This window comes from Streptomyces sp. NPDC006610 (assembly GCF_040611575.1).
In the GTDB taxonomy this organism is placed as follows: Bacteria; Actinomycetota; Actinomycetes; order Streptomycetales; family Streptomycetaceae; genus Streptomyces.
In genome coordinates, this window is record NZ_JBEXOP010000045.1 from 53,049 (window position 1) to 62,380 (window position 9,332).

Below are 9,332 nucleotides of genomic sequence, written 5' to 3' on the forward strand. Positions count from 1 at the left end.
AGTCCCGTGCAGTTCCGCCAACAGGCCCTCGCCAAGCTCCAGTCGCCCGAGGAGCTGGACCTCCCGGTCCGTCTCGCCCGGCCGCAGGGCCGGTTCGTCCTGGCCGTGACCGTGCTGGCGCTGGCCGCCGCGTCCGTGTGGGCCGTGACCGGATCGGTCGCCACCACCGTCGCCGCGCCCGCCGTGCTGACCCACGGCAGGGGCAGTTACCTCGTGCAGAGCCCCGTCGCGGGCCAGGTGACCGCCGTGCTCGCCGAGGAGGGCGAACGGCTCCCCGCCGGCTCCCCGTTGATCAGGGTCCGCACGACGCGGGGCGAGACCGAGGTCCGCACCCTCGCCGCCGGCCGCGTGACCGCGCTCGCCGCCGACCTCGGCCGGATCGTCACCACCGGGGCGAACGTCGCCGCCGTCGAGAAGACGGCGCACGCCGGCGACCCGCTCTACGCGACGGTGTACGTCCCCGCCCACGACGCCGGCGCCATCCCCTCGAACGCGCCCGTCGACCTGACCGTGGAGTCGGTCCCCGCGCAGCGGTACGGCGTGCTGCGCGGCCGGGTCGAGTCGGTCGGCCGTTCCCCGCAGTCCGCGCAGACGATCGCGCGGTTCCTCGGCGACGACCGGTTCGGCGAGCAGCTCACGCGGAACGGCCGCCCGGTGGCCGTCCTGGTCCGCCTGGAGAAGTCGGCCAGGACGAAAAGCGGTTACCGGTGGTCGTCGGCGGGCGGGCCGCCGTACGCGCTCGCCTCCATGACCATGGCCACCGGCTCGATCCGGCTGGCCGATCGGCGTCCCGTCGATTGGCTGCTGCCGTGACCACCGCACAGGAGACCCGGGGCCGCCGCCGCGCCGCCCCGCCCCGGCGCGCGGTCCCCAAGAGCCGCCGGAAGGCGGTGCGCACGCCCACCGTTGTCCAGATGGAGGCCGTCGAGTGCGGCGCCGCCGCCCTCGCCATGGTCCTCGCCCACTACGGCCGGCACGTCCCGCTGGAGGAACTGCGCATCGCGTGCGGCGTCTCGCGCGACGGCTCGCGCGCCTCCAACCTGCTGAAGGCGGCCCGCGGTTACGGCCTGACCGCCAAGGGCATGCAGATGGACCTGGCCGCGCTCGCCGGGGTGAGGGCGCCCGCGGTGCTGTTCTGGGAGTTCAACCACTACGTCGTCTACGACGGCATGGGCCGCCGCTACGGCCGCCGCGGCGTCTTCGTCAACGACCCCGCCAAGGGGCGGCGTTTCGTGCCGATGGAGGAGTTCGACGGCAGCTTCACCGGTGTCGTGCTCACCATGGAGCCCGGCGACGGCTTCACCGAGGGCGGCCGGAGGCCGGGGGTGTGGGGCGCGATGCCCGCCCGGCTGCGCGGCACCGCCGGCACCCTGCCGGCCGCCGTACTGGCGAGCCTGCTGCTGGTCCTGGTCGGCGCCGCGGTGCCCGCGCTGAGCCGCACCTACATCGACACGTTCCTGATCGGCGGTCAGACCTCCCTGCTGGGCGTGCTGTTCACGTCCATGGCCGCCTGCGTGCTGCTCACCCTGGTGCTGACATGGCTCCAGCAGGCCAATCTGCACTACGGCCGGATCGTGTCCTCCACCCTGTCCAGCGCCCGCTTCCTGCGTCATCTGCTGCGGCTGCCGGTCACCTTCTTCTCCCAGCGCAGCCCCGCCGACCTGGTCCAGCGCCTCCAGTCCAACGACGCCGTGGCCGAGACGCTGGCCCGCGACCTCGCGACGGCCGGCGTGGACGCGGTGGTCGTCGTGCTGTACGCCGTCCTGCTCTACACCTACGACCCGCAGCTGACCTTCGTCGGCGTCGGCGTGGCCCTGCTCAACGTCGTCGCCCTGCGCGTCGTCGTACGGCTGCGGGCGACCCGTACGGCGAAGCTGCGCGCGGACAACGCGCGGCTGACCAACACCGCGTACACCGGCCTCCAGTTGATCGAGACGATGAAGGCGACCGGAAGCGAGGACGGCTACTTCCGCAAGTGGGCCGGACAGCACGCCACGACGCTGGAGGAGCAGCAGCGCCTCGGCGTGCCGAGCGCCTGGCTGGGCGTGGTCGCGCCGACGCTGGCGACGCTGAACAGCGCGCTGATCCTGTGGATCGGGGGGATGCGGGCGATCGAGGGGCACGTCTCGGTCGGTCTGCTGGTGGCCTTCCAGGCGCTGGTGACCCGCTTCACCGCGCCGCTGACCCGGCTCAACGGCGTCGCGGGCCGCATCCAGGACTTCGCGGCGGACGTGGCACGGCTGAAGGACGTGGAGGACTTCCGCGCGGACCCGCTGTACGCCCGCAGGACGGACGGGTCGGCGCGCCGGCTGCGGGGCCATGTCGAGCTGATCGACGTCTCCTTCGGATACAGCCCGCTGGACGAGCCGCTGCTGACCGGGTTCGACCTGACGGTCGCACCGGGGCAGCAGGTGGCCCTGGTGGGCGGCTCGGGCAGCGGGAAGTCGACGGTGTCCCGGCTGATCGCCGGCCTGTACACGCCGTGGGAGGGCGTGATCCGCATCGACGGGCGGCGGCTGGAGGACATCCCGCGCGGGGCGCTCGCGGCCTCGGTGTCCTTCGTGGACCAGGACGTGTTCCTGTTCGAGGGCACGGTCCGCGACAACGTCGCCCTGTGGGACCCGTCGGTGCCCGACGAGGCGGTGGTGGAGGCGCTGCGCGACGCGGCGCTGTACGACGTCGTGATGCGCCGGCCCGGCGGCATCCACAGCCCGGTCGAGCAGGACGGCCGCAACTTCTCCGGCGGTCAGCGCCAGCGCCTGGAGATCGCGCGGGCGCTGGTGCGCCGGCCGAGCATCCTGGTGCTGGACGAGGTGACCAGCGCCCTGGACGCCGAGACGGAGCTGGTCGTCATGGACAATCTGCGCCGGCGCGGCTGCGCCTGCGTGGTGATCGCGCACCGGCTGAGCACCGTGCGGGACAGCGACGAGATCGTCGTCCTGCAGCACGGCGCGGTCGTGGAGCGCGGCCGGCACGACGAACTGCTGGCGCGCGGCGGGGCGTACGCGGCGCTGGTCGGGGAGCGGTGATGACGGTCTCCCACGACGGCGGCGATCTCGTCCTCGGCGCGTTCGGATCGCTGGGCGAGCCGGTCGACTGCTCCGGGTCCGCGCGGCTGGACCTGGCGGGGCCGCAGGTGCTGTGGCTGGTGACGGCGGGTGCGCTGGACGTGTTCGCGGTGGACGCGGCGGGGCAGGGTCACTGGCACCACCTGGGCCGGCTGGAGGCGGGCGCGCTGCTGCTCGGCCCGGTCGAGGGGGCGCGGCACACGCTGGTGGCCCGGCCGGTGCGGGACTGCGTGGTACGCCGCATCGGGTTGCGGGAGCTGTACCGGTCGGCCGCCGAGCAGACCTGGTCGTACGACGCGTACGGCGTCCCGCAGTACGCGCCCCCGGCGGCCGGTCCGCCGGAGCACGCCCTCTCGCTGGGCGTCGGCCGCGGTCTGTCGGTCCTCTTCCAGGCGCCGGCCGGCGGCGATCCGGCCGCCGGGGTGACCGACGAGGACGTGTTCTGGATGCGGGTGCCGCCGGGCGGCGTGCGGTACGGCTCGCCGTACGGCACACAGGCCGCCGCCGACCTGCTGGTGGACCCGGCGGTGTGGCAGGGCATGGTCGAGCAGCAGTACCGGCTGCTGACCGTGCTGGACCGCTGGATCGAGCAGTTGGAGCGGGCCCACGAGGCGCGCACGGCCGCTGGGATCAGGGCCGGTGAGCAGGCGCGGTCGCAGGCCGACCGGACGCTGCTCGCGTCGATCGGCGGCGCGTCGGGGAGGCGTACGACGGCCGCCGACGCGGACGCCACCTTCGCGGTGTGCGAGCTGGTCGCCCGGGCGGCCGGGATCGTGCTCGCCGACCCGGCGCGCGGCGGCGCGGAGAGCGAACGCCTCGACCCGGTCGAGCGCATCGCCCTCGCCTCCCGGGTGCGCACCCGTGCGGTGCGGCTGGAGGACGGCTGGTGGCGGGAGAACGTCGGCCCGCTGGTCGGTCGCCGCGCCCTGTCCGGGGCGCCGGTCGCGCTGCTGTGGCGGCGCGGCGGCTACGCGGCGGTGCATCCGGCGACCGGCCGGGAGACACCGGTGGAGAAGGCCAACGCGGCCCAGTTCGAGCCGCGCGCGGTGATGTTCTACCGGCCGCTGCCGCAGCGCCCGCTGGGGCCGCTCGGGCTGGCGCGGTTCTGTCTGCGCGGGGCCCGCGGCGACCTGGCCGCGCTGCTGCTCGCCTCGCTGGTGACGGTGGCCGTGGGCGCGCTGGTGCCCCTGGCCACGGGCCGGGTGCTCGGCGAGTACGTGCCGAAGGCCCAGGCCGGGCCGATCGCGCAGGTCTGCCTCGCGGTGCTGGCCGGCGGGGTGGTCGCGGCGGCGTTCCTGCTGCTGCAGAACCTGACCATCCTGCGGCTGGAGGGCCGTATCGAGGCCACGCTCCAGCCGGCCGTGTGGGACAGGCTGCTGCGGCTGCCGACCGGGTTCTTCGCCGGGCGCTCCACCGGGGAGCTGGCCAGTGCGGCCATGGGGGTCGGCGCGATCCGCCGGCTGCTCGCGGGCGTGGGCCCGACGCTCGCCCAGTCGGCGACGGTCGGCGCGGTGAACCTGGGGCTGCTGCTGTGGTTCAGCGTGCCGATGGCGCTGGCGGCGATCGGGATGCTCGTCGTCGTCGCGGGCGTCTTCCTGGGACTGGGGCTGTGGCAGGTGCGCTGGCAGCGGCGGCTGACGGTGCTGTCCAACAAGCTGAACAACCAGGCCTTCCAGACCCTGCGCGGGCTGCCGAAACTGCGGGTGGCGGCGGCCGAGAACTACGCCTACGCCGCCTGGGCGGCCGAGTTCGCGCGCAGCCGTGAGCTGCAGCAGCGGCTGGGCCGGGTCAAGAACCTGACCGCGGTGCTGGGCGCGGTGCATCTGCCGCTGTGCTCGCTGCTGATGTTCATGCTGCTGGCGGGCCCGGCGCGGGGGGCGATGTCCGCCGCCGACTTCCTCGCCTTCAGCACGTCGGTGACGATGCTGCTCACCTCGGTCACCCAGATCACCGGCGCGTTCGTGTCGCTGGCGGCGGCGCTGCCGCTGTACGAGCAGATCAAGCCGGTGCTGCGGGCGGCGCCCGAGGGCGGCACGGGCAGGACCCGGCCGGGTCCGCTGACGGGGGCGCTGGAGGCGCGGCGGCTGTCGTTCCGTTACTCCGACGACGGCCCGCTCGTCCTGGACGACGTGTCGTTCGAGGTGCGGCCCGGCGAGTTCGTGGCGATCGTCGGGCCGAGCGGCTGCGGCAAGTCCACGCTGCTGCGGCTGCTGATCGGCTTCGACCGCCCGCTGTCGGGCAGCGTGCTCTACGACGGCCAGGACCTGGCCGCGCTGGACCGGTCCGCCGTGCGCCGCCAGTGCGGGGTGGTGCTCCAGCACGCGCAGCCGTTCACCGGGTCGATCCTGGACGTCATCCGCGGCACGGAGCCGTACACGCCCGAGGAGGCGATGGCGGCGGCGGAGATGGCCGGGCTCGCCGAGGACATCGCGCGGATGCCGATGGGGCTGCACACCGTCGTCGCGGGCAACGGCGCGATCTCCGGCGGGCAGCGTCAGCGGCTGATGATCGCGCAGGCGCTGATCCGCCGCCCGCGCATCCTCTTCCTGGACGAGGCGACCAGCGCCCTCGACAACGAGACCCAGCGGCGGGTCATCGAGAGCACCAAGGCCCTCGACGCCACCCGCGTCGTCATCGCGCACCGGCTGTCGACCGTGCTGGACGCCGACCGGGTCATCGTGATGGAGCACGGAAGGATCGCCGAGCAGGGCCCGCCCGGCCGGCTGCTCGCGGACCCGGCGGGCCGGCTCCACGGGCTGGTACGCCGCCAGATGGCCTGAACGTCCGGTCGCATCCCCGGCGCATTGCCGCACGGATGAGGGCGCACGGGCGCGGATGGCGGTTCGGCGGGACTGGTGTCCGACCCGACCGGGTACCCGCTGCACATGCGAATCAGCGTGGTCGACGTGGGATCGAATACGGTCCGCCTGGTCGTGGCGGACGCGGACGACGGAGTGCCGCTGCCGGTCCACACCGCCAAATGGCGCCTGCGCCTGTCCGAGCAGGTGAAGCCCGGGGAGGCGATTCCCGAGGAAGCGGTCGAGCGGCTGGCCGAAGCGGTGTCCGAGGCGAGCCGCACCGCGGCCCGGTGGAAGGCGGCCGAGCCGCTCGCCTTCGCGACGGCCGTGGTGCGCGGCGCCCCGAACCGCCAGGAGGTGCTGCGCACGGTCCGCACGCGCACCGGCGTCGACCTGTGCACACTGCCCGGTGAGGTGGAGGCGGAGCTGACCTTCCTCGGGGCGCGGCGCTGGATGGGCTGGCGGTCGGGGCCGCTCGCGCTGATGGACGTCGGCGGCGGCGCCCTGGAGGTGGCGTTCGGCCGGGGCCGGCTGCCGGACTTCGTGGCCGCGCTGCCGCTGGGCGCCGGGCGGCTGACGCACGAGTTCTTCGCCGGGCAGGACCCGCCGACGCCGGAGCAGGTGCGGGCGCTGCGCCGCAAGCTCCGTCACCAGCTGCGCGACGTCGCCGCGCGGATCCGCTGGGAGGGGCCGCGCACCGCGGTGGCGACCTCCAGGACCTTCCAGCAGCTGGGCCGGCTGTGCGGGGCGGCTCCCGGAAGACGCGGGCCGTTCGTCGAGCGGCAGTTGCACCGCTCCGACCTGCGGGAGGCGGCGGCCCGGCTGGCCGCGCTGCCCGCCGCCGAGCGGGCCCAGCTGCCCGGCATCTCAGCCCCGCGCGCCGAGCAGAGTCTTGCGGGCGCGGTGATCGGGCACACGGTGATGAAGCTGACCGGACTGAAGACGGTCACGATCTGCCCCTGGGCGATCCGCGAGGGCGTCCTGCTGCGGCACATCGAGGACGGCGCCGCCTGGTGGGCGGAGATGTGCCGGCTCAGCGAGGAGACCGTCCCGCCGGACCCCGTGCCGCTGCGGATCGCGTCCCTCACGTCCTGACCGCACCAGAACGCATCGATAAGACGAGAAGGCAAGGAGTGCCGCCCGTGTCCGACGCCGACAAGCACGACGACGACCGCCCGGAGACCGCCCTGGAGGAGGTCCTGCACGAGATCCGCGACGCCGGGACCCGCTCCGACGACTCCCCCGAGGATCGCCGCCACCGGGGCGAGGCGGGCGAGGCGATCACCCCGAACACGGACGCCCAGGAGCAGTCCGAGGGCGAGTGAGGCCGGGCCGGGCCGGGACGACGCCCACGGGGCCGACCGCCCGGCCCCCGGTCACCCGTCCGGCCGGCCTGCCGCCCCCACCCCGCGGATCCAGGTCAGCCGTACAGCCCTCGTCCAGGCACGTTCCCGCCCCCGCCGGGTACTCGCTCCGCATGACGCACGACCTTCCAGGACCACGCCTGCCCTCCGCCCGCGGCCCGCTCTCGGCCGCCGTGATCGACCATCTGCCGGACGCCGGACCGCTGCCGGGACCCGAGGACGTCGCCGGGGCGGACCCCTTCGGCGACGATCTGCAGCTCGCCCTCTACGTCTGCTACGAGCTGCACTACCGCGGTTTCGAGGACGTGCCCGCCGACCGGGAGTGGGACCCCGACCTGTTGCGCGCCCGCGCGGCCCTGGAGCGGCAATTCCTGACCGCCCTGCGCGACGGCGCCCGGGTGCACGACGACCTCGACGACGCGCTGGCGGAGCTGCTCGTCGAGCCGGTCGACGGCACGGGCGTCAGCCACTTCCTCCGGGACAAGGGCGAGCTGTGGCAGCTGCGCGAGTACGCGGCACAGCGCTCCCTCTACCACCTCAAGGAGGCCGACCCGCACGCCTGGGTGCTGCCGAGGCTCTGGGGCCGGGCCAAGGCGGGCATGGCGGCCGTGGAGTTCGACGAGTACGGCGGCGGACGCGCCGACCGGGTGCACGCCCGCCTGTTCGCCGACCTGATGACCGACCTCGACCTGGACACGACGTACGGCCGCTATCTGGACGCGGCCACCGCCGAAGCCCTCGCCACGGTGAACCTGATGTCCCTGTTCGGTCTGCACCGCTCGCTCCGGGGGGCCCTGGTGGGCCACTTCGCCGCCGTGGAGATCACCTCGTCGCCCGGGTCCCGGCGGCTGGCCGAGGCGATGCGCCGCACCGGGGCCGGCCCCGCCGCCGAGCACTTCTACGACGAGCACGTCGAGGCCGACGCGGTGCACGAGCAGGTCGTACGGCACGAGGTGATCGGCGGCCTGCTGGAGGAGGAACCGCACCTCGCCCCGGACCTGGCGTTCGGCATCGACGCGACCGTGTACGTCGAGGACCGCCTCGGGGCCCGGCTGCTCGCCGACTGGGAGGCCGGGCGGTCCTCGCTGCGCACGCCGCTGACGTGCGATGCCTCCCATACTCCGTGACGACCGGGGTACCTGGGTTCCGTGAATCCTCTGGTACCTCCCGGGGTGTACACCCCGCAGGAAGACACCGCCCTCCTGGCGGACGCCCTGTACGACGAGCCGCTCCCGCCGGGTGCCGACGTCCTCGACGTCGGCACCGGCACGGGGGCGCTCGCCCTGGAGGCCGCACGCCGCGGAGCGCGGGTGACGGCCGTGGACGTGTCGTGGCGGGCGGTCGCCGCCGCGCGGGTCAACGCCTGGCGGTGCGGGCTGCGCGTCCGCATCCGGCACGGGCACCTGTTCGCGCCGGTGCGCGGGCAGCGATTCGATCTGATTTTGGCCAACCCGCCGTACGTGCCCGCCCCCGAGAGCGGCGGGAGGCCGCGGGGGGCGGCGCGGGCGTGGGACGCGGGGGCCGACGGCCGGCTCGTGCTGGACCGCATCTGCCGGGAGGCGCCAGGGCTGCTGCGCCCCGGCGGGGTACTGCTGATCGTCCACTCGGCGCTCAGCGATCCCGGCCGCACACTGCAGCATCTGCGCGGCGTGGGGATGAAGGCGACGGTGACCCAGCGGCGCCGTATCGCCTTCGGCCCGGTCCTGCGCGGGCGGGCCGACTGGCTGCGCCGGCGCGGGCTGCTGGCGCCCGACGAGGACAAGGAAGAGCTGGTGGTCGTCCGTGCCGAACTCCCCGTCTGACGCGCCGCGCCGGATCCAGGTCCGGCGCAAGGGGCCCCTGCTGGTGGAGGGGCCGGTCGAGGTGGAGCTGGAGGACGGCACCACCGTGTGCTCCGACCGCTTCCGCGTCGCGCTGTGCACCTGCCGCCGCAGCCGCCGTTATCCGTGGTGCGACACCAGCCACCGCGACCGCGGTTAGGTCTTCCGTTCGAATCAGGCCACGGACGCGGGGGCCGGCACGCACATCGGCCACCGCGGTCGGTGACCGCCGACGGTCGCCGGCCGCGGTGGCCGAAGAGAATCCCGGGGTCCGGCGGGCGG

At 74.6% G+C, this 9,332-nt stretch carries 8 protein-coding genes; all 8 read left to right on the forward strand.

The annotated features are described in order from the left end of the window. Positions 1–6 precede the first annotated feature (6 nt). Complete coding sequence (locus ABZY13_RS28580; RefSeq protein ID WP_356635746.1) at positions 7–813, forward strand: HlyD family efflux transporter periplasmic adaptor subunit; 807 nt, start codon at positions 7–9, stop codon at positions 811–813. Further along, positions 810–3,029 carry an NHLP family bacteriocin export ABC transporter peptidase/permease/ATPase subunit gene (locus tag ABZY13_RS28585; protein WP_356635748.1) on the forward strand — a complete coding sequence of 740 codons (2,220 nt, stop codon included), beginning with the start codon at positions 810–812 and terminating at the stop codon, positions 3,027–3,029. Before ABZY13_RS28580 ends, ABZY13_RS28585 begins: the two co-directional genes overlap by 4 nt. Further along, the gene (locus ABZY13_RS28590) at positions 3,029–5,848 is read left to right on the forward strand and encodes an NHLP bacteriocin export ABC transporter permease/ATPase subunit (RefSeq protein ID WP_356635750.1); all 2,820 of its coding nucleotides are present in this window, start codon (positions 3,029–3,031) and stop codon (positions 5,846–5,848) included. Before ABZY13_RS28585 ends, ABZY13_RS28590 begins: the two co-directional genes overlap by 1 nt. A 105-nt stretch (positions 5,849–5,953) precedes the next feature. After that, positions 5,954–6,961, forward strand: coding sequence for a Ppx/GppA family phosphatase (locus ABZY13_RS28595; protein WP_356635752.1), 1,008 nt, complete (start codon positions 5,954–5,956; stop codon positions 6,959–6,961). Between the two features lie 47 nt (positions 6,962–7,008). Beyond that, positions 7,009–7,191, forward strand: a complete 183-nt coding sequence (locus ABZY13_RS28600; RefSeq protein ID WP_356635754.1) for a hypothetical protein — start codon at positions 7,009–7,011, stop codon at positions 7,189–7,191. 152 nt (positions 7,192–7,343) lie between these two features. Further along, positions 7,344–8,357, forward strand: coding sequence for an iron-containing redox enzyme family protein (locus ABZY13_RS28605; protein WP_356635756.1), 1,014 nt, complete (start codon positions 7,344–7,346; stop codon positions 8,355–8,357). 12 nt (positions 8,358–8,369) lie between these two features. After that, entirely contained in the window at positions 8,370–9,032 is a 663-nt protein-coding gene (locus ABZY13_RS28610; protein ID WP_356635764.1) for a HemK2/MTQ2 family protein methyltransferase, read from the forward strand. Then, positions 9,013–9,210 carry a CDGSH iron-sulfur domain-containing protein gene (locus tag ABZY13_RS28615; protein ID WP_356635758.1) on the forward strand — a complete coding sequence of 66 codons (198 nt, stop codon included), beginning with the start codon at positions 9,013–9,015 and terminating at the stop codon, positions 9,208–9,210. The genes ABZY13_RS28610 and ABZY13_RS28615 overlap by 20 nt, the downstream gene beginning before the upstream one ends. Positions 9,211–9,332 lie beyond the last annotated feature (122 nt).